This is a genomic window from Sinorhizobium sp. BJ1 (assembly GCF_002531555.1).
Lineage (GTDB): Bacteria > Pseudomonadota > Alphaproteobacteria > Rhizobiales > Rhizobiaceae > Sinorhizobium > Sinorhizobium fredii_B.
The window spans coordinates 34,485-53,578 of record NZ_NWTH01000027.1 but is presented as its reverse complement, the minus strand read 5'-3'; the positions used below and the strand labels follow the sequence as shown (position 1 = coordinate 53,578).

At 63.1% G+C, this 19,094-nt stretch carries 18 protein-coding genes; 12 read left to right on the top strand and 6 right to left on the bottom strand.

Features of this window, described 5'->3' with window-relative positions; genetic code table 11:
• Positions 1-28: 28 nt before the first annotated feature.
• Positions 29-922: a LysR family transcriptional regulator gene (locus tag CO676_RS26325; RefSeq protein ID WP_097523239.1), complete on the bottom strand. Its 894-nt coding sequence runs from the start codon at positions 920-922 to the stop codon at positions 29-31.
• Between the two features lie 606 nt (positions 923-1,528).
• On the opposite strand from CO676_RS26325, the gene odc2 reads away from it, so the two are divergent.
• Both odc2 and CO676_RS26315 read left to right on the top strand, forming a co-directional pair.
• The gene (gene odc2, locus CO676_RS26320) at positions 1,529-2,662 is read left to right on the top strand and encodes an ornithine/lysine decarboxylase (RefSeq protein ID WP_014765978.1); all 1,134 of its coding nucleotides are present in this window, start codon (positions 1,529-1,531) and stop codon (positions 2,660-2,662) included.
• Positions 2,663-2,751: 89 nt separating this feature from the next.
• Entirely contained in the window at positions 2,752-3,342 is a 591-nt protein-coding gene (locus CO676_RS26315; protein WP_014765977.1) for an N-acetyltransferase, read from the top strand.
• 133 nt (positions 3,343-3,475) lie between these two features.
• Here the strand turns inward: CO676_RS26315 and CO676_RS26310 are convergent, their stop codons facing one another.
• A complete protein-coding gene (locus CO676_RS26310; RefSeq protein WP_097523238.1) occupies positions 3,476-4,111 on the bottom strand; it encodes a LysE family translocator in 636 nt (211 codons plus the stop codon).
• 283 nt (positions 4,112-4,394) lie between these two features.
• Here CO676_RS26310 and CO676_RS26305 point away from each other — a divergent pair, with 283 nt between their 5' ends.
• The gene (locus CO676_RS26305) at positions 4,395-4,841 is read left to right on the top strand and encodes a glyoxalase superfamily protein (protein WP_097523237.1); all 447 of its coding nucleotides are present in this window, start codon (positions 4,395-4,397) and stop codon (positions 4,839-4,841) included.
• 217 nt (positions 4,842-5,058) lie between these two features.
• Here the strand turns inward: CO676_RS26305 and CO676_RS26300 are convergent, their stop codons facing one another.
• The 3 genes from CO676_RS26300 to CO676_RS26290 form a co-directional block, all read right to left on the bottom strand.
• Positions 5,059-6,048: a WD40 repeat domain-containing protein gene (locus CO676_RS26300; protein WP_097523236.1), complete on the bottom strand. Its 990-nt coding sequence runs from the start codon at positions 6,046-6,048 to the stop codon at positions 5,059-5,061.
• A gap of 37 nt (positions 6,049-6,085) precedes the next feature.
• Positions 6,086-7,183 carry a GTP-binding protein gene (locus tag CO676_RS26295; protein WP_014765973.1) on the bottom strand — a complete coding sequence of 366 codons (1,098 nt, stop codon included), beginning with the start codon at positions 7,181-7,183 and terminating at the stop codon, positions 6,086-6,088.
• A gap of 112 nt (positions 7,184-7,295) precedes the next feature.
• A complete protein-coding gene (locus CO676_RS26290; RefSeq protein ID WP_097523235.1) occupies positions 7,296-8,087 on the bottom strand; it encodes a creatininase family protein in 792 nt (263 codons plus the stop codon).
• Between the two features lie 114 nt (positions 8,088-8,201).
• Between CO676_RS26290 and CO676_RS26285 the strand changes: the two genes are divergently transcribed.
• The 3 genes from CO676_RS26285 to CO676_RS26275 all read left to right on the top strand — a co-directional run bounded on the left by CO676_RS26285 (position 8,202) and on the right by CO676_RS26275 (position 10,867).
• Entirely contained in the window at positions 8,202-8,705 is a 504-nt protein-coding gene (locus CO676_RS26285) for a MarR family transcriptional regulator (RefSeq protein ID WP_014765971.1), read from the top strand.
• A gap of 99 nt (positions 8,706-8,804) precedes the next feature.
• Entirely contained in the window at positions 8,805-9,827 is a 1,023-nt protein-coding gene (locus CO676_RS26280) for a LacI family DNA-binding transcriptional regulator (protein WP_097523234.1), read from the top strand.
• Positions 9,828-9,904: 77 nt separating this feature from the next.
• A complete protein-coding gene (locus CO676_RS26275; protein WP_097523233.1) occupies positions 9,905-10,867 on the top strand; it encodes a 2-hydroxyacid dehydrogenase in 963 nt (320 codons plus the stop codon).
• A 6-nt stretch (positions 10,868-10,873) separates the two neighbouring features.
• On the opposite strand, the gene CO676_RS26270 is transcribed toward CO676_RS26275, so the two are convergent.
• Entirely contained in the window at positions 10,874-11,629 is a 756-nt protein-coding gene (locus CO676_RS26270) for a gamma-glutamyl-gamma-aminobutyrate hydrolase family protein (protein ID WP_097523261.1), read from the bottom strand.
• A 422-nt stretch (positions 11,630-12,051) separates the two neighbouring features.
• On the opposite strand from CO676_RS26270, the gene CO676_RS26265 reads away from it, so the two are divergent.
• From CO676_RS26265 to CO676_RS26240, 6 genes are all read left to right on the top strand, one after another.
• Positions 12,052-14,361 carry an EAL domain-containing protein gene (locus tag CO676_RS26265; RefSeq protein WP_097523232.1) on the top strand — a complete coding sequence of 770 codons (2,310 nt, stop codon included), beginning with the start codon at positions 12,052-12,054 and terminating at the stop codon, positions 14,359-14,361.
• Between the two features lie 166 nt (positions 14,362-14,527).
• Positions 14,528-15,304, top strand: coding sequence for a hypothetical protein (locus CO676_RS26260; RefSeq protein ID WP_097523231.1), 777 nt, complete (start codon positions 14,528-14,530; stop codon positions 15,302-15,304).
• Between the two features lie 234 nt (positions 15,305-15,538).
• Positions 15,539-15,763: an aa3-type cytochrome c oxidase subunit IV gene (locus CO676_RS26255; RefSeq protein WP_097523230.1), complete on the top strand. Its 225-nt coding sequence runs from the start codon at positions 15,539-15,541 to the stop codon at positions 15,761-15,763.
• A gap of 342 nt (positions 15,764-16,105) precedes the next feature.
• A complete protein-coding gene (locus CO676_RS26250; protein ID WP_014765964.1) occupies positions 16,106-17,254 on the top strand; it encodes a Re/Si-specific NAD(P)(+) transhydrogenase subunit alpha in 1,149 nt (382 codons plus the stop codon).
• Complete coding sequence (locus CO676_RS26245; protein ID WP_012709410.1) at positions 17,254-17,664, top strand: proton-translocating transhydrogenase family protein; 411 nt, start codon at positions 17,254-17,256, stop codon at positions 17,662-17,664. Before CO676_RS26250 ends, CO676_RS26245 begins: the two co-directional genes overlap by 1 nt.
• Positions 17,665-17,673: 9 nt before the next feature.
• Positions 17,674-19,074 (top strand): NAD(P)(+) transhydrogenase (Re/Si-specific) subunit beta, encoded by a 1,401-nt coding sequence (locus CO676_RS26240; protein WP_097523229.1) that lies wholly within the window; start codon positions 17,674-17,676, stop codon positions 19,072-19,074.
• Positions 19,075-19,094: the final 20 nt, after the last annotated feature.

The window sequence follows — 19,094 nt, the reverse complement described above, 5'->3', positions numbered from 1 at the left end:
CCGGGCGCGCTCCCATGTCTCGCCGCGTTCATTGCGACTTGCGGAACCAGCCGTGCAGGAAATCGACGAAGGTGCGAACCTTAGTCGGCAGATAGCGCCGGTGCGGATAGATCGCGTAGATGCCGCGGTCCCTGGGGAGAAACGCCTCAAAGAGCGTCACCAACTCGCCCGACAGGATCTTCGGCCGGGCGATGAAGTCGGGCAGGACCGCGATCCCGATGCCGGTGACCGCAGCGCGCGCCGCGGCAAGCGGGCTGTTGACCTCGATCGGCCCGCTCACCGACACGGTGAAGGGCGAACCGTCGGGCTCGATGAAACGCCAGTTGGAATAGGAGCGGCCATTGGTGTCGAGAATGCATGGAACATGCGCAAGGTCGGTCGGGTGCGCAAACGGACCGGCCTTCGCCAGGAAATGCGGCGAGGCGCAGACCAGCAACTGGAAGTCGTCGAGCTTGCGGGCGATCAGCGTCGAATCCTCCAGCCGCGTGATGCGGATCGCCACATCGAAGCCTTCCTCGACGAGGTCGACGAAGCGGTCGTCCGAGACTATCTCCAACGACAGTTCCGGATGCTGCTTGCCGAAATCGATCAGCGACTGGCCGATCTCCGCATCGACGAAGGTCCGCGGCACGGTGATTCGGAGCCGGCCGCGCAGGTCGGAATTGTTGGCACGCACGAGATCGGCGAGATTGTCGATCTCCTTCAGGATTTCGGATGCCGTGCGGTAGTAGGTATGGCCGGCCTCGGTCAGCGAGAACTGTCGCGTCGTGCGGTTGAGGAGGAGCGCGCCGAGCTCGTCTTCGAGTTCGCGGACATATTTTGACAACAGCGCCTTGGATTTGCCGATACGACGGGCGGCGGCCGAAAAACCCTCCGCGTCCACGACATCGATGAAGGCGCGGATGCGGGTTAAAGTGTCCATGATTCGACTTTCTCTTTTCACCGTGCGGGAGCCGAAAATCTCCCTCCGGAGTCCTTTTTTTGGGCGTCTCTGCCGCGCGCACCGGCCTCGCCGCGATCGTTCATTGAAAGTGAACACTCACGCCATGGTCCGGTCCAGAAAAATTTAGGGGCGAAGCGGAAAAAACTCTTGATTACGACAGTGATTTTTCTTACCTACGCCCTTGCCCAAAGTCGCACGTGCCTGTGGGTGTCCGCCGACCCTCGATTAGGTGAGGGTATCGGTAAGGTACCTGGAACTAACCCCTCCAGTCGCTATTCCGGCCAACCGGGAAATGCGAGGACATCTTGAAGCAACGACGGTGCGGGCCTTTCTGGTGTCTGCCGGCTCTCCAACAGCCGGGGTTACTGAAGAGGCACACCTTCATTGCCGGAAGTGCGGTTGGGTTATTCCCTCCAATCCATGGCAGACAAAGCCGAATCTTAGCCTTTGCGGGCTTGGATTCATCGTTTCGCGCATCGAGCGCATGCATGGTTCCGGGGTCTCCACCGGCTGGGTCCAGTGCAAGCGCGCGTATGCCCTTTGTCCTCCACAGTTGTGGAGTCTAATGGATCGGGGAATAAAGCCATGACCACCGCACGCATCATCGACTTCCTCAACACCCGACGACCCGAAGGCCCCTGCCTCGTTGTCGACCTCGACATCGTGCGCGACAATTTCAAGGCCTTCCGTCATGCGCTGCCCGACAGCGCGATCTACTACGCCGTGAAGGCCAACCCCGCGCCGGAAGTTCTGCGCCTTCTCGCCGGTCTCGGCTCCAACTTCGATTGCGCGTCCGTCGCCGAAATCGAAATGGCGCTCGATGCCGGTGCGACCCCGAGCCGCATCTCTTATGGCAATACCATCAAGAAGGAGCGCGACATTGCCCGCGCCCATGCGCTGGGCATCAACCTCTTCGCGGTCGACAGCCATGAAGAGGTCGAGAAGGTGGCGCGCGCCGCTCCGGGCGCCCGTGTCTTCTGCCGCGTCCTCACCGATGGCGAAGGCGCCGAATGGCCGCTGTCGCGCAAGTTCGGCTGCGTGCCGCAGATGGCCGTCGACGTGCTCGTCTATGCCCATCAGCTCGGCCTCGTCTCCTACGGCGTGTCGTTCCATGTCGGTTCGCAGATGACGAAGCTCGACGCCTGGGATGCGGCGCTCGCCGATGCCAAGCGCGTCTTCGGCCAGCTTGCCAAGCAGGGCATCGAGCTTAAGATGGTCAACATGGGCGGCGGCTTCCCGACGAAGTACCTGAAGGACGTTCCGTCGGCCGAAGCCTATGGCCAGGCGATCTTCGGTGCGCTGAAGAAGCACTTCGGCAATAACATTCCGGAGACAATCATCGAACCGGGTCGCGGCATGGTCGGCAATGCCGGCGTGATCAAGGCGGAAGTCGTTCTCGTCTCGAAGAAATCGGACAACGACAGCCACCGCTGGGTGTTCCTCGATATCGGCAAGTTCGGCGGTCTCGCCGAGACGATGGACGAGGCGATCCGCTACCCGATCCGCACGGCGCGCGATGGCGACGAGATGGAGCCCTGCGTCATTGCCGGCCCGACCTGCGACTCGGCCGACGTGCTCTACGAGAAGAACATGTACCCGCTGCCGATCTCGCTGACGATCGGCGACGAGGTTCTGATCGAGGGCACCGGCGCCTACACGACGACCTACTCGGCCGTCGCCTTCAATGGCTTCGAGCCGCTGAAAGCCTATGTGATCTGATCCTGCCTGCTCCCGCTTTTAAGCGGGAGCGGCGACTTCACAATTTTTTGCAGTTCCGCCTGAAGCGGTTTTGATGACGGGAGGCCCCGATGGCCGCTGTTGTTGACACCTTGCGCGCGTACTTCGCGCCGTCCACCTTTGTGATCGATGCCGAAAATCCGGGCGACGTCGTCGCGCGGGAAAACCTGCTCGACCGGGCGATGGGTCCCGGCCGCCACAGGAAGTCGTCTGAAAAGCTGCGGCGCGGCCGCGTGCCGGCCGAGGGGCTCGCCCTCGTGGCCCGCGACGTCGATGGCCATGTCATTGGCACCGTGCGTCTCTGGAACGTCGAGGCCGGCGTAAACTGCGAAGGGCAGGCCGTGCCGGCGCTGCTACTCGGCCCGCTCGCCGTCGACCCGGCGCATGAAGGCAAGGGGATCGGCGGCACGCTGATGCGGGCGGCGATCCAGGAAGCCAAGAACCGTGGCCACGGCGCTATCCTTCTTGTGGGCGACGCCGCCTACTACGAGCGCTTCGGCTTCTTCGCCGCGCGGACCCAGCATCTCGTCATGCCCGGCCCGTTCGAGCGCAACCGCTTCCTGGCGCTCGAGCTCAAGGACGGCTGGCTCGAAGGCGCTGCCGGCATGCTGGTCGCAAGCGGCCGTAAACTCGCCCTGCCGCCGGTCAAGCGCGCCGCCTGAGACCATTCTTCCGCCTCCAACCCTGCGGAAGCGGACCCTGAACAGCGCTCCCGTCGCATGGCGGGGGCGCTGTAGTGTTTTATGACGATACTCGCGAGTTCGAGCCAACTCGCTTGAGGCGCGGTGTCTTCGGTCAGTTCGCGGCCCGCCGATAGAGCGCCAGCGATCCCGCCAGGGCCACCAGCGCCCCGCCGCACACGCGGTCCAGCCAGATCGCGCCGGATCGCTTCAGAAATCGCATGGCCTGCGAGCCGAGCATGGCATAGCCGAACATCACCATGAAATCGATCGATGCGAAGACGAGAGCCAGAACGGCGTATTGCGGCGCTTGCGGCAGCGCCGGTTCGATGAACTGCGGCAGGAAGGCGGAAAAGAACAGGTATCCCTTGGGATTGGTGACCGCGACCAGAAAGCTCTTCGCAAAAATCGAGCTCGGCGTGCCGGTGCCTTCCTCGGATGGCACCCCTTCTGCGATATCGAGCGTGCCGCGCGAGCGCAGCAACTGGAAGCCAAGCAAGGCAAGGTAGGCGGCGCCGGCCCATTTGACGACCGAGAACCAGAACTCGGATGCGGCGAGCAGCGCGCCGAGACCGAGGGCCACGGCGCCGATCAGCACGAAGTCCGAGAGCACTGCGCCGATCATCCCGTAGCCGGCGCGGCGGACGCCATAGCGCGACCCGTTGGTCAGTGCCAGCAACACGGTCGGGCCTGGTGTTGCAATGCCAATGAGGGCGACGGCGGCGAATGCAAGTATGGTCATCTCGTTCATGGAAATCTCCTCTCGCGTCACACAGTCGTTCCACAACTTTGAAAGTGCTGCAACGAGGAATTGCGTGGTGTCGGAAGCGCGAGCCTGCATACCGCCATTACTGCATTTGACAGCAATCATCGCTTCGCCTATGGAGGCGGCGGGCGAGGGCCCCTGCCGTCCGCGAGCGTACAAGCTTTGGTGAAGTCCCTCTTTTCGACTCGGTCACGCCTCCAGGCATGCGAACCGATGGCAATGCGGGCACCCATCCGAACGAGCGCATGCCGCAGCAGGAGACCCTGTCATGACGCCTGAATCGCGCGCACTTCCATCCCTGCACACGCTGAAGGACCTTGCCAAACGCTTGCGCGCCCGGCTTTCCGCCGAAGGCGAGCAGATTGGCCATTCGAAATCTCTCGAGCTGATCGCCGCCCAATACGGCTATCGAGATTGGAACACGCTGCACGCCGCCGTCGGCAACCGGCCCCCGTTCAATCCGTGGATACTCGGCTCGCGGGTGAGAGGCAATTATCTCGGCCAGCCCTTCGAGGGCGAAGTCCTCTCGGCTCAGGCCTTGACCGCGAAGCCTGGTCACTACCGACTGACCTTCAAGTTCGACGCGCCGGTGGACGTCGTCACCTTCGAAAGCTTCTCGGCCTTCCGGCAGAGGGTGACGGCAATCGTCGACGAAGGCGGGCGGACCATCGAGAAGACCTCAAACGGACGGCCGCATCTGGAGCTTGAGTGGTGAGGTTTGGCGAGCCGGATTGGCCCTCATCCATCTGCCGGCACCTTCTCCTCGCAGGCGGTGAGAAGGGATTCGCGGCGCCGCCTTGCGTGTTATGCGCCAGAAGCCCATGACTGTTGAGCTGTCGCCATTGATGACGTGGACGCGGGCACGTCCCCTCGCCCCGCTTGCGTGGGAGAGGGTTAGGGTGAGGGGCTTCCCTTACACTGCAGGAGATAAACTATCCCGACAAATCCACCACGCCGCAATCGCCGGCACCTGAGCCGAAGGCAATTTGGCGGCCGTTGCTGTTCCAGGCCATGGCGGTGATCGCGCCCTTGCCGGGGCGTCGCAGCAGCACTTCCTTGCTGTCGGCGAGACGGGCGGCGAGGATCATGCCATCCTCATAGCCGATCGCGACGATGTCCTCGGCCGGATGGCAGGCGACCGTCGTTACCATCGTGTTGGCGCGCGTGCCGAGCTCCAGCGGCGCCTTGCCCATCGGCCCGTCCTTGCCCTGGAACGGCCAGACGATCGCCGCCGGTGCGCCCGCGGAGGCAAGCCACTTTCCCTTTGCCGACCAGGAAAGTGACTTCACCTTGGCCGGGTAGCCGGTCATGCGCATGTGCCGCGCTTCGGCGACCGGCTTCGCATCCAGCTTCCAGCCATGCAGCGCATTCTCCTGCATGGAGGTGACGACGAAGCGGCCGTCGGGCGAAAAGGTGACACCGGTATGGGCGCCCTTCCATTCGAGGTCGACCGGCTGGCCGGCCATCGTCACCCAATGCAACGACACGCCATTGTAACGCGCCACCGCGATGCGCAAGCCCTTGGGAGCGAAGGCAATGCCCTCGACGGTGCGGTCCTCGGGGAATTCCTTCGTGCTGCCGTCGGCAAGGCGGACATAGCTCGTCTTGCCGAAGGCATAGGCAACCGCCCTTTGCGGTCCGGCGGCGACCTGGGAAATCCATTTGCGCGGCGTCTCTGCAACGAGGCTCGCCGTTCCGTCGGCCGAAACGCGCATCACCTTGCCGTCTTCGCCGCCGGTCAAGAGCGTATCGGTCGCTTCGTCATAAGCGACCGAAAGCAGGCCGTCGTGCAGCTCGGTTGTCTTGTGGCCGTGATCGAGGCGGTGAATGGTGCCGGCGGCGCCGGCGAAAAAGGGAATGTCCTTCAGAAAGGCCACGCCGACGACATGGCCTTCGAGATCGAGCGGAGCGACGGTCGGCATCAGTTGGCTTGGCCCCCTTGCTTCAGCTTGTCCGGGATCATGCCTGGACTTCACAGGCCTTGAAGGTGCGCTCGAGCTTCTCGCGGTCGAGATCGCGGCCGATGAAGACGAGGCGGGACTCGCGCTTCTCGCCGTCCTTCCAGGCGCGCTGGTGGTCGCCTTCGATGATCATGTGGACGCCTTGCACCACATAACGCTCCGCATCGCCGGCAAAAGCGATGATGCCCTTGAGGCGCAGGATATTCGGTCCGTCCGTCTGGGTGATCTTCTGGATCCAGGGGAAGAAGCGCTCCGGATTCATCTCGCCGCCACGCAACGAGATCGACTGCACCGTCACGTCATGGATGGGCGAGGGAGCATGGTCGTGGTGATGATGACCGTGGTCATGATCATGATCGTGGTGGTGGTGATCGTGATCGTGATGATGGTGGTCGTGGTCGCAATCGGGGCCGCAGACGTGATCGTCGTGCTCGCCCTGATCGAGGAAATGCGGATCGTTCTCCAGCGCCCTTTCGAGATTGAAGGCGCCCTGGTCGAGTACCTTGCCGAGATCGATCTCCGAGCGCTGCGTCCGGTAGATGCGGGCCGACGGATTGATCACGCGGACCGTCGCCTCGATGCGCTCGAGTTCTTCGGGCGACACGAGATCGGTCTTGTTGAGCAGCACCACATCGGCAAATGCAATCTGGTCTTCCGCCTCGCGGCTGTCCTTCAGCCGCAGCGGCAGATGCTTGGCGTCGACGAGTGCTACGACGGCGTCGAGCTCGGTCTTGGCGCGCACGTCGTCATCCATGAAGAAGGTCTGGGCAACCGGCACCGGATCGGCAAGGCCGGTGGTCTCGACGATGATCGCGTCGAAACGGCCCGGCCGGCGCATCAGCCCTTCGACCACACGGATGAGGTCGCCGCGCACCGTGCAGCAGACGCAGCCGTTGTTCATCTCGTAGATTTCCTCGTCGGATTCGACGATCAGGTCGTTGTCGATGCCGATTTCGCCGAATTCGTTGACGATGACCGCATATTTGCGCCCGTGATTTTCGCTGAGGATGCGGTTGAGGAGCGTCGTCTTGCCGGCGCCGAGATAGCCCGTGAGCACGGTGACGGGGATCGGCTTCTGCGTGGTCGTGTCGGTCATGGGAGCCTCGAGAATTGGCGATGCGCCGCGAGCATCGGTGTCGGGGTTCATATAGGAGATGATGCAGCGATGCGCAAATGTGCGGGCGCGCCTTTTCGCTTGCGTCGGGCGGTCAGGCAAAGTCGCCGACGTCGAAGGCCTGCACATCCCTGAGCAGTTCGATGATGCCGCCGACCGCATGGCTGAGAAGAGCTTCGCCGCGATCCGCCGTGGCGGCGGCCGCATTGCCGGCCACGCCGTCCGGGTTGAGGTCCGACATCTTCCAACCGAAGGCATGCGGGCCGTAGGCGCGCAGATGCTTGAAGCGGCGCTGGTACGCGCTCTGACGGGAGGGGAAACGGCGGGCCTTCGCCATGTCGACCTTCTCGGGGTGGAGGGCCAACATCACTGACGTCTCGATGTCGCCACCATGGATGTCGATCGCCTTGTCCTCATCACCGATCCAGCCCTCCGGCTGTCCGAAACGGGTCCAGCTCGTCGCGACCGCCAGCATGTTAAAGCGCACGCGCGCCTCTGTCGCCACGATCGTCATCAGGGGGGAATTGCCGCCATGCGCATTCAGCATTACCAGTTTGCGGATGCCCAGCCGGCCAAGGTCTTCGGCGATGCCGAGCCAGCGCGCGATCGCTTCGGCATAGCCAAGCGTTCGGGTCCCCGTCACGTCCATGTGTTCGATCGAGTAGCCAACCGGCTCGACCGGCAGGAAAGTCGCGGGCAGGTCATGGGGCAACTGTGCCATGACGCGGTCGACAATGCCTTCGGCGATCAGCCGGTCCGTTTCGAAGGGCAGGTGTGGCCCGTGCTGTTCATGTGCGCCGAGCGGCAGAACGGCGATCCAATCCCGCCGTTCGGCTGGAGCAAGATCCACGGGATTGTCGTCCCAGCAGGGCTTGGGCAGCGACATTTCTGTTCGGTCCTCCGGATCGCTTGTCGTAAAATCGTTATTTGAGTCATACAGTTCGTAATCTCAAGCTGTATTGCTATAAAGGCAGTGTACGGGATTCGGACCGGAGGTCCAATGGGCAAGAAGAGCAAAGCCGAAAAGAGGGGCAAGAACGGCAAGAGGAAGGACGAGATCGTCGCCGAGGCCCACGATCATGACCTGGCTTCGATCCTCGTCCAGGCAGCGCGCTCGATGCGCACGGTGCTCTCCCGCAACCTTATCGAAAGCGGCCTCTATGCGGGCCAGGATGGCGTCATGCTGGCTCTCGCCGAAACGGACGGCCTGACCGCCGGGGCGCTCGCCGCCAGGCTCGGCGTCAAGGCGCCGACTATGACGCGCACGATCGGCCGCATGGAGGCCCAGGGCTTCCTCGAGCGCCGGCCGGACGAGGGCGATGCGCGGTTGACCAAGGTCTTCCTGACCGCTCCGGGGCGCGACCGCCTGCAGACGATCGCCGAGGCCGGTCAGCATTCCGAAAAGCTCGCCACGCGCGGCCTCACCGACAAGCAGGTGCGCACGCTCCTGAAACTCTTGCGCGCAGTCGACAGCAACCTGCAGGCGGCGCGCGCGGCCGACTGACGCGCCGGCTTGGCGCACTTCCCGATTGCAGCGGCGATTTAAACAGTTTAAAGAGGGTTTAAAACGGCGCAAGAAAATCGACAGGCAACGGGGGGCACGGTGGCGCAGAAGGTCAAGCTTTCGACAATTGCGGAAACACTCGGCCTTTCGACGGCGACCGTATCCCTGGCATTGCGAGACAGTCCTCTCGTGGCGATCGCCACCCGCGAGAAGATCAAGGAGCAGGCGCGTGCCCTCGGCTATATCTACAATCGCCGCGCCGCAAGCCTTAGAACATCGCGCTCCGGCATCATCGGCGTCGTCGTCCACGACATCATGAACCCGTTCTACGGCGAGATCCTCAAGGCGATCGAGGCGGAACTCGATCGCGACAAGCAGACCTTCATTCTTTCCAATCACTACGATTCCGTCGAGAAGCAGCGCGACTTCATCGAAACGCTGCTGCAGCTCGGCGGCGACGGTGTCATCATGTCGCCGGCGATCGGCACGCCGCCGGAGGATATCCAGCTGGCCGAGGACAACGGCATGCCGGCGATCCTGATCGCCCGTTCGATCGATGGCCTCGATGTTCCGATTTTCCGCGGCGACGACGCCTACGGCATCGCGCTTGCCACCAACCATCTGATCGGACTCGGCCACCGCTGCATCGCGATGGTCGGCGGCACCGACCAGACCTCGACCGGGCGTGACCGCTATCAGGGCTATGTCAACGCCTTGCGCAAGGCGAATATCGAGGTCGATCCGGATCTGCGCATCCCCGGCCCGCGTTCGAAACAGGGCGGCTTCGAGGCGGCGGTGCATCTCCTGTCGCTGCCGCAGAAGCCGACCGCGGTGGTCTGCTGGAACGATCTGGTGGCGATCGGCATGATGAACGGCATCGCCCGCGCCGGCCTCGTACCGGGGGTCGACATTTCGGTGACCGGTTACGACGATCTCGAGGAAGCCTCGATCGCGACTCCGGCGCTGACGACCGTCTGGAATGGCCAGACGGAAGTCGGCCGCAGCGCGGCGCGTGCCCTGCTCGACAAGCTTTCCGGCAGTCACGAGCCGGACGGCATCCACCTGATCAAGCCGGAAATGCGCATCCGCCAGTCGACCGGTCCGCTCCGCGTAACGGCTTGATCCTTCCCCGCGAGTCGGAACAGGATGCGGGGAGCGATCATCCGCTTCTTTCGTCACGCTCCGGAAAGGGAACCTCGATGAGCCGTCCTAGAATCCTTGTACCCGGCAAGATCAACCCGCGCATCCTCGAGCGACTGCCGCAGATGTTCGAGACTGTACGCATCGAGCGGGCCGATGCGTCGCTGGTCACGGCAGACATGGCGGATGTCGCCGGCATTGCCGTCTCGGGGCGCCTGCCGACCGAACTGATGGATTCCTTCCCTCGGCTCGAGATCATCGGCAATTTCGGCGTCGGCTACGACGGCGTCGACGCCGCCCGTGCGGCGGCGCGCGGCATCGTGGTCACCAACACACCGGATGTATTGACGGAGGAGGTTGCCGATACGGCGATCGGGCTGCTCCTCAACACGGTGCGCCAACTGCCACAGGCGGAGCAATGGCTGCGGCAGGGCCGATGGGTTCGGGACGGTAACTTTCCGCTGTCGCCGCTGTCGCTCCGTGGACGAAAGGTCGGACTTTTCGGCCTCGGCAGGATCGGTCTGGCGATCGCCCGCCGGCTGGAGGCGTTCCGCGTGCCGGTTGCCTACCACACGCGCTCCCCGCGCGAGGAACTGCCCTTCGCCTATTATCCGAGCCTTTTGGGCCTGGCCGAAGCAGTCGACACGCTGATAATGATCGTGCCGGGGACACTAAGCACCGCGAAGGCCGTCAATGCGGCAGTGCTCGCCGCGCTCGGACCGCAAGGGGTGGTGATCAATGTCGGCCGCGGCTCGACGCTGGACGAGACCGCCCTCATCGCGGCGTTGCAGAGCGGCACCATCGCCGGTGCGGGGCTCGATGTCTTTGAAAACGAGCCGCATGTGCCTGAGGCGCTGATCGCGCTTCCGAACGTCTCGCTGCTGCCGCATGTGGCGTCCGCTTCGGTCGTCACCCGCAACGCCATGGCCGATCTCGTCGTCGACAATCTGGAGGCCTGGTTTTCAACAGGACGGGCGCTCACGCCGGTCCCGGAGACGCCGTTCGAGCGCAAAGTCCGATAGCAGCGGTTATACCGCCTTGCTCTTCCTATATCCGCGCACCGCATCGCCGAAAGCCTTGAAGAGGGCGGCGGAGGGAGCGTCGGTCCGCACCCAATATTCCGGATGCCATTGGACGCCGACGGCGAATGCCTTGGCGCCGATGACCGACACGGCTTCGATCGTGCCGTCGTCGGCGACGGCCTCGACCGCCAGCCGCGGTGCCGTTGCGGCGATCGCCTGGCGATGCAGCGAGTTGACCCGGACCCGGCCGGCGCCGAGCACGGGAGCGAGGCAGCTTCCTTCTTTGACGACCACGTCCTGGCGAATGCCATAGGCGACGTCGAGATCGGGCACGTCCGGCTTCCGATGATCCGACACCCCCGGTTGCTCCTGAATCTCGGTCGCGAGCGTGCCGCCGAGCGCGACATTCAGTTCCTGGATGCCACGGCAGATGGCGAGCAGCGGGATGCCGCGGTCGAGCGCCCGACGGATCAGGGGGAGGCTGGTCGCGTCCCGGCCCAGATCGAAGGGCCCGTCCGCGTCCGTCGCCTCTCGTCCGTAAAGCGCCGGATGGACGTTGGAGCGTGCACCGCTGGCGAGCACACCGTCGACCCGGTCGAGGATCTCGTCGATGTCGTTGCCGGTTTCGAGTGCCGGAACGAGGAGGGGCATGACGCCGGCTCCCTCGACGGCCGCACGCACGTATTGATGGGCGACCACGTGCCAGACATTGCCGTCGAATTCGCGAAAGTCGCAGGGGATGGCAACGACAGATTTCGACATCATCAGCTCCGTTCATCGTTTTTGAGAAAGCCTTGCCGCCAGAGCGAGGTCAAAGTCAACTGCGCAGAGGGGGCGGGCGCTACGCGAGGCCGTCCGGGCGAGACTCCCGGCGCTATTCAAGACTCGGAACAGGCATTCGGCACCGCTTCTTCAAGGTCGGCTAACCATTCCTTTCGAAATGGTCTTGCTTCTTCGAACGCTTTAAAAGTTGGATCGGTTTTCATTTTCTTAAAGGAGACCTATGCCCAGTTGCAAAATCCGTCCATTCACTGGCGCTTGCTGCAAGAGAGGGTTGAATCGCTGCCCGGAATGGAAAATCCGAGGTGCCGCTGTTTGCAATCCGCCAGATATATTCGACCGTTAGACGAAATCATTCGTTAAGCCCTGGATACCTAACAATCCGGCAAACCGGAGCTTGGTTCATGACGCGCAATGAACAGGGCGCTTTTCCGACAGACATATACCTGTCGTCTGTAAGCTCGCTCTACCAACATCGCCGCGCATTGGTGATCGGCATGCTGTCGCACGTCGTGACCTTTCTGCTTGTCTTCCTGAAGACGTCCGATCCCCTTTATCTTGGCTGCTCCTTCGCGATTGTCATCGTTTGGACCCTTCGCAACCTCGACATGAGGCGCTTCGACCGTCAGGATTTCTCCAGTGCCGATCGCGCCGCGGTCAGGAGATGGGAGAACCGGTATATCGTCGGCGGGATCGGCGTGACCCTGACCTGCGGCCTTGCCTGCGGCTATGCCATTGCCGTCAGTCAGGATTCGTTTTCCGAACTCGCCTGCATCTCGGTGACGCTTGCGTCGATGATTTCGCTGGTCGGCAGAAACTACGGCTCCGAACGCGCGGTGCTGTTGCTATCCTCGTCGGCCTGCCTGCCAATTGTCATTGGCCTCCTGACGCTGCGCGATCCCTACATGCTCGTGCTGGCGGTCCTGATCCTGCCTTTCATCTTCACGACGTGGAAGATGGCGAACAACGTGCGCGCCTTTCTTTACGACAATGTTCTTGCCGCACGGGAAATCAGATCGATGGCCGAGCAGTTCGACGCGGCGCTGAACAACATGACGCACGGCCTGTTCATGCTGGACGGCAACAACCGCATCGTCGTCGCCAACGAACGCGCCTGTGAGCTTCTGAAGCTCGGCGACAAGGCGGATATGAAGAATCTGCTCCTCGATGACGTGCTTCGGCGCGGCGCCCGCGAGATGTCGCTCGACGGAGAGAAAAGCGCGAACATGGTCCGCCAGCTCGACCTGCTTCTCAAGGGAAAACGGTCGCGCGCGCTCGTCCCTATTTTCGATGATCTCTTTCTCGAATTTTCGGCGAACCGGCGTGAGAACGGCGAGGTCGTGCTGATCTTCGAAGACGTGACGGCGCGGGTTCAGGCGGAAAAGCAGATCCTGCAGATGGTGCGCTTCGATACGCTGACCGCATTGCCGAGCCGCGATTATCTTGTCGAATTGGCGCACAATGCGGTCGCCGGCGAGGCTGCGCCTGATTGCGACGTTGGGCTGCTGCTCATCGATGTCGCCGAATTCAAGCACGTCAATGACACAAGGGGCCACGTGGTCGGCGACAAATTGCTTCAGGCAATTGCCGGACGCCTCAAGGAGGTCGCGGGCAGTGGCGCGATCGCGGCGCGGCTGATGGGCGACGAGTTCGTCGTATTTTTCCCCAATCGGGAAAACAGTCCGGATCTGGATGAGCGAATCCGAGACGTCCATGCCAGCCTGCGCGGCACCTACGAGGTCGGCGGCTTCACGTTCTACATGACCATGAGCGCCGGCTTCGTCATCGCGAAGAGCAGCGCCTTTCGATTCGAGGATCTGCAGATCAAGGCCGATCTGGCGCTGGCGGAGACGAAATCGCGCGAAAGGGGAGGCTGCACCGCCTTCGAAGCCGAAATGGATGAACGCTATCTCGATCGGCAGAAGCTCAAGAGCGATCTGCGCGACGCGATCAAGTCCGGCACCCTCAGCGTCTCCTACCAGCCGATGTTCACACCGGATGGATCGCGTGTCGAGTGCTGCGAGGCCCTGGCGCGCTGGGCCCATCCGGAACGCGGACCGGTGCCGCCCACTGTTTTCATTCGGCTCGCCGAGGAGATGGGGCTCGTCACCGAGATCACCCGCTTCGTTCTCCGGCAGGCCTGCCGCGACTGCTCGACCTGGCCACAGGGCGTGGCTGTTTCTGTCAACTTGTCCGTCCTTGACCTTCGCGACAGGCAGATCGTCGAAATTGTCGGCAAGGCCTTGGACGAGACGGGGCTCGATCCGGCCCGGCTGCATCTCGAAGTGACGGAAAGCTGCCTGATGGACGAACCCGCGAAGGGCCAGTCTCTGCTCCATGAGCTTCGCGAGCGCGGCATGACCATTGCGATCGACGACTTCGGAACCGGCTACTCGAACCTCAGCTATCTGGATGCGCTCCCCGTCTCGATCATCAAGATCGATAGGTCCTTCGTCCGTAACATTCTCGACGATGCGCGTCGCTTCAAGCTGCTGCGCAGTGCAGTCAATCTCGCTCATGCCCTCGGCCTGAAAGCGGTCGTCGAAGGGGTCGAGACGGTCGATGAGTTGCAGCTCATCAACAGCTATCGTTGTGCCGATTTGATCCAGGGTTTTGTCTTTTCGGGGCCGATGCCGGCATCGGCGATCCGAGACCTGTGCAAGCCACGTGTCCGAAAACGAACCACGAAAGCGTCGCGATCGCACATCGCCTAGGACTTTGTCCCCCCGAGCAAGTATTCGTGCTGTGATTCAGCCGTTAACCACATCGCTTTACCTTTTGTTAAGGTTAACAAAAAGTTAATTGTGACCTGTGCCATTTTGTTGTTGCCATCAGCTCTGCCCTCAATAGGTTAACGCCCTGTTAACCATGGGGTGGGTGATGAGCGTCAACGGAGGCCTGGCCGATTCTGGCAGCTTTTCCGAAAAACTTATGCTGCTGCTTGATCGCGTCGAATACCGGCGGGTCGAGGGTGGTGAGGACATGGAGGATATCGCCCGCCTGAGATTCAAGGCCTACAAGGCGGTGAATCTCTTGGAGTTGACCGGCTCGACGCTCATCGACGCATTGGACTTCGACAGCCACGCCTATGTCTTCGGCATCTATCTCGACGAGAGGCTAGTCAGCACGGTGCGCGTCCATCATGTGACGCCGGACCATCGCGCCAGCACGTCGGGGCTGATCTTCGGCGAAGAAATCGACGCCTTCCTGGATGCCGGCATGGTGTTGATCGATCCGGGCCGGCTCGCCGTCGACCCGGAGGTGCTTGGCGACGATCTGAAGGCCTTGCCGTATCTGACGCTGCGCCCGGTGGCGATGGCCTGCGAATATTTCGCCGCCGACCGCTGCCTCACCGCCTGCCGTCCACGCCACACCGCCTTCTACAAGCGGCTCTTCGGATCGAAAACCGTGGTGGAGCGGCGGGAGAACCTCGGCGTCTACAATGCCGACGGCTCGCTCCTCGTCGCGAAGGTGCGCGGTCAGCGGCCCTCCATTCTCGATCGCTATCCGATCTTCGATTCCGAGACGTTCGAACGACGCCTGATGTTCGGCGGCCGGAATGAGGTGCCGTTTGCGCCGCTGACGATCCTGCCGACCGCGCGATTCGCCCAATTGGCCCAGGGCCGCTCTTTTTCGCGGGACCCGATGGGCGAATAGGTCGGCCTCGCGGCCGGGATACTGCAGCCTTGCATTTGCATGTGGCGAAACAATTCGCCGGCATGGGCGTTCGACTATGCCGCAGCCTGCGGGGGCGGGTTTTCGTTGCGAAGGGCCGTCGCTTTGTGTATGCGGAAGCTCAGGGACCTCTCTCGTCTTGCGTGAAAGCGGTTCCGATCGTGGGTCAAAGCGAACCGCCGCAAGGCGGTGCCACAGCATTCTGGAGAACTGGAGATGGCAGAGCATCATACGGGACCGGCCGAGACGGGCGCCCCGATGGACTATTCCGAGCATGAGAAGACCTACAGGTTCTTTCTCAACGCAACGAAATACGGCACGCTGTTTTGCGTTGCCCTGCTGATTGCCATGGCCGCCGGCTTCTTCACAACCATGGGCTTCTTTAGCGCTTCCGTGCTGTTCATTCTCCTCAACGTCGCCGGTTACTTTTTCTTGCGCTGAGCCACCTCCCGGTCATTTCCTGTCAAAGGTGGGGAAGGAGGACGCCCCTGCCTTTTGCCGCCGGAAGGGATCCAGTCATCCTCACCGCGTGAGGAACGTTTTTCGACGGCGGGCAGGCACCGCCTTCGACGAAAGAGTGCCTGTCGCTGCAGCGCGCCGTGCCTTTTCGTACGCGCAAGCTCGCTGTGGCGATTTGAAGGTAGTGCATGGCGTCTCTCCTTAAATCGACTCCGATTTTAAGGAGCCAGCATGAGGGGCGGCTCGTTCAAGCAGCCGACTCGGCAGTGGAACATGTACCCGCACCTCGGCTAGGGCCTGTTTGCGGGGCGGAGAGGGGGAGTATTGAGCCAGATTGTCTTTATCGCCAAGGAGTCGGATCCGAGCGAGCCACGCGTGGCGGGCTCTGTCGAGAGCGTCAAGAAGCTGAAGTCGCTCGGTTTCGACGTCATCGTCGAAGCCGGCGCCGGCTTCCATTCGCGCGTTCCAGACGCGGAATACGAGAAAGCCGGGGCGCGGATCGGAACGGCGGCCGATGCCAGGAGCGCCGACGTCATCCTCAAAGTGCGGCGGCCGACAACCGACGAGTTGGCCGGCTACCGGTCGGGGGCGATCGTCATCGCCATCATGGACCCCTACGGCAACGAGGCGGCGATCGCCGCGATGGCCGACGCCGGGTTGACCGCCTTCGCCATGGAACTGATGCCGCGCATCACCCGGGCCCAATCGATGGACGTGCTGTCCAGCCAGGCCAACCTCGCCGGCTACCAGGCGGTGATCGACGCCGCCCATGAATACGACCGGGCCCTGCCGATGATGATGACGGCGGCCGGGACGGTGCCGGCGGCAAAGATCTTCGTGATGGGCGCCGGCGTCGCCGGGCTGCAGGCGATCGCCACCGCCAGGCGTCTCGGCGCCATGGTGTCGGCAACCGACGTGCGCCCGGCCGCCAAGGAGCAGGTCGCCTCGCTCGGCGCCAAGTTCATCGCCGTCGAGGACGAGGAGTTCAAGGCAGCCGAGACGGCCGGCGGCTATGCCAAGGAAATGTCGAAGGACTACCAGGTCAAGCAGGCGGCGCTCGTCGCCGAGCACATCGCCAAGCAGGACATCGTCATCACCACGGCGTTGATCCCCGGCCGGCCGGCGCCGCGATTGGTCACTCGGGCGATGCTCGATGCGATGAAGCCCGGTTCGGTGGTCGTCGACCTCGCCGTCGAGCGCGGCGGCAATGTCGAAGGCGCTGAAGCCGGCAAGGTCGCCGAAGTCGGCGGCGTCAAGGTCGTCGGTCATCTCAACGTGCCGGGCCGCATCGCCGCCTCCGCCTCGCTGCTCTACGCCAAGAACCTCGTCACCTTCCTGGAGACGATGGTCTCGAAAGAGACGAAGGCTCTGGCGCTCGATATGGAGGACGAACTCGTCAAGGCGACGGCGCTGACCCACGGCGGCGCCGTGGTGCACCCGGCCTTCGGCGGTGCGGATAAGGGGGACAAGTGATGGCGAACGAACTGTTGGACAAGGCACTGACCGATCTCGAACGGGCGGTCGAGGCGGTCAGGACCGCAGCCGAATACGTGCCGGATGCGGCCGGCGCTGTGGCGCATGGCGCCACCGGCGGCGCCATCGACCCGTTCGTCTTCCGACTGGCGATCTTCGTGCTGGCGATCTTCGTCGGCTACTACGTCGTCTGGTCGGTGACGCCGGCGCTGCATACGCCGTTGATGGCGGTCACCAACGCGATCTCCTCGGTGATCGTCGTCGGGGCGCTGTTGGCGGTCGGCATCTCGGCTTCGGGGCTCGCCACCGGCTTCGGCTTCGTCGCCCTGGTGCTCGCCTCGGTGAACATCTTCGGCGGCTTTCTCGTCACCCAGCGCATGCTCGCCATGTACAAGAAAAAAGACAAGTGAGGCGGGCCGATGAACGCTAACTTCGCAGCCTTCCTCTATCTCGTCTCCGGCGTCCTGTTTATCATGGCGCTCAGGGGCCTGTCGCATCCGACCACGAGCCGCAGGGGCAACACCTACGGCATGATCGGCATGGGAATCGCCATTGTCACGACGCTCTTCCTGGCGCTGCCGTCGATCGGCGGCTTCCTGCTGATCGTCGCCGGCCTCGGCCTCGGCGGCGGCGCCGGCGCCTATATCGCCAAGCGCATCCCGATGACGGCGATGCCGCAGCTGGTCGCCGGCTTCCACTCGCTGGTCGGCCTCGCCGCCGTCTTGGTGGCGGCCGGGGCGCTCTATGCGCCGTCCTCCTACGGCATCGGCGCGATCGGAGAGATCCACGCCCAGGCGCTCGTCGAGATGGCGCTCGGCGTGGCGATCGGCGCGATCACCTTCACCGGCTCGGTGATCGCCTTCCTGAAGCTCGACGGCCGGATGTCCGGCAAGCCGATCCTGCTGCCCTACCGGCATCTGATCAATCTCGGGCTGGCGGCGCTGATCGTCTTCTTCATCGTCGGCCTGGCGCTGACCGAGAGCCATGTCGACTTCTGGGCGATCGTCCTGCTGTCGCTGGCGCTCGGCGTGCTGATCATCATCCCGATCGGCGGCGCCGACATGCCGGTGGTGGTGTCGATGCTCAACTCCTATTCCGGCTGGGCGGCGGCCGGCATCGGCTTCACGCTCGGCAACCTGGCGCTGATCATCACCGGGGCGCTGGTCGGCTCGTCGGGTGCGATCCTCTCCTACATCATGTGCAAGGGCATGAACCGCTCGTTCGTCTCGGTGATCCTCGGTGGCTTCGGCGGCGAGACGGCGATCGCCGGCGGCGACGACGGCGTACAGAAGACCGTCAAGCAGGGCTCGGCCGACGACGCCGCCTTCCTGATGCAGAACGCCTCGAAGGTGATCATCGTGCCCGGCTACGGCATGGCGGTGGCTCAGGCCCAGCACTCGCTGCGGGAACTGGCCGACAAGCTCAAGGCGGCCGGCGTCGAGGTCAAATACGCCATCCATCCGGTCGCCGGCCGCATGCCCGGCCACATGAACGTGCTCTTGGCCGAGGCGAATGTCCCTTACGACGAGGTGTTCGAGCTCGAGGACATCAACTCGGAATTCGCCCAGGCCGACGTCGCCTACGTGATCGGCGCCAACGACGTCACCAACCCGGCGGCGCGCGACGACAAGACCTCGCCAATCTACGGCATGCCGATCCTCGACGTCGACAAGGCGAAGACCTGCCTGTTCGTCAAGCGCTCGCTCGGCTCCGGCTATGCCGGCATCGACAACACGCTGTTCTACAAGGACGGCACGATGATGCTGCTCGGCGACGCCAAGAAGGTCACCGAGGAAATCGTCAAGGCGATCAACCACTAAAGACAGATCTTACTGCCGAC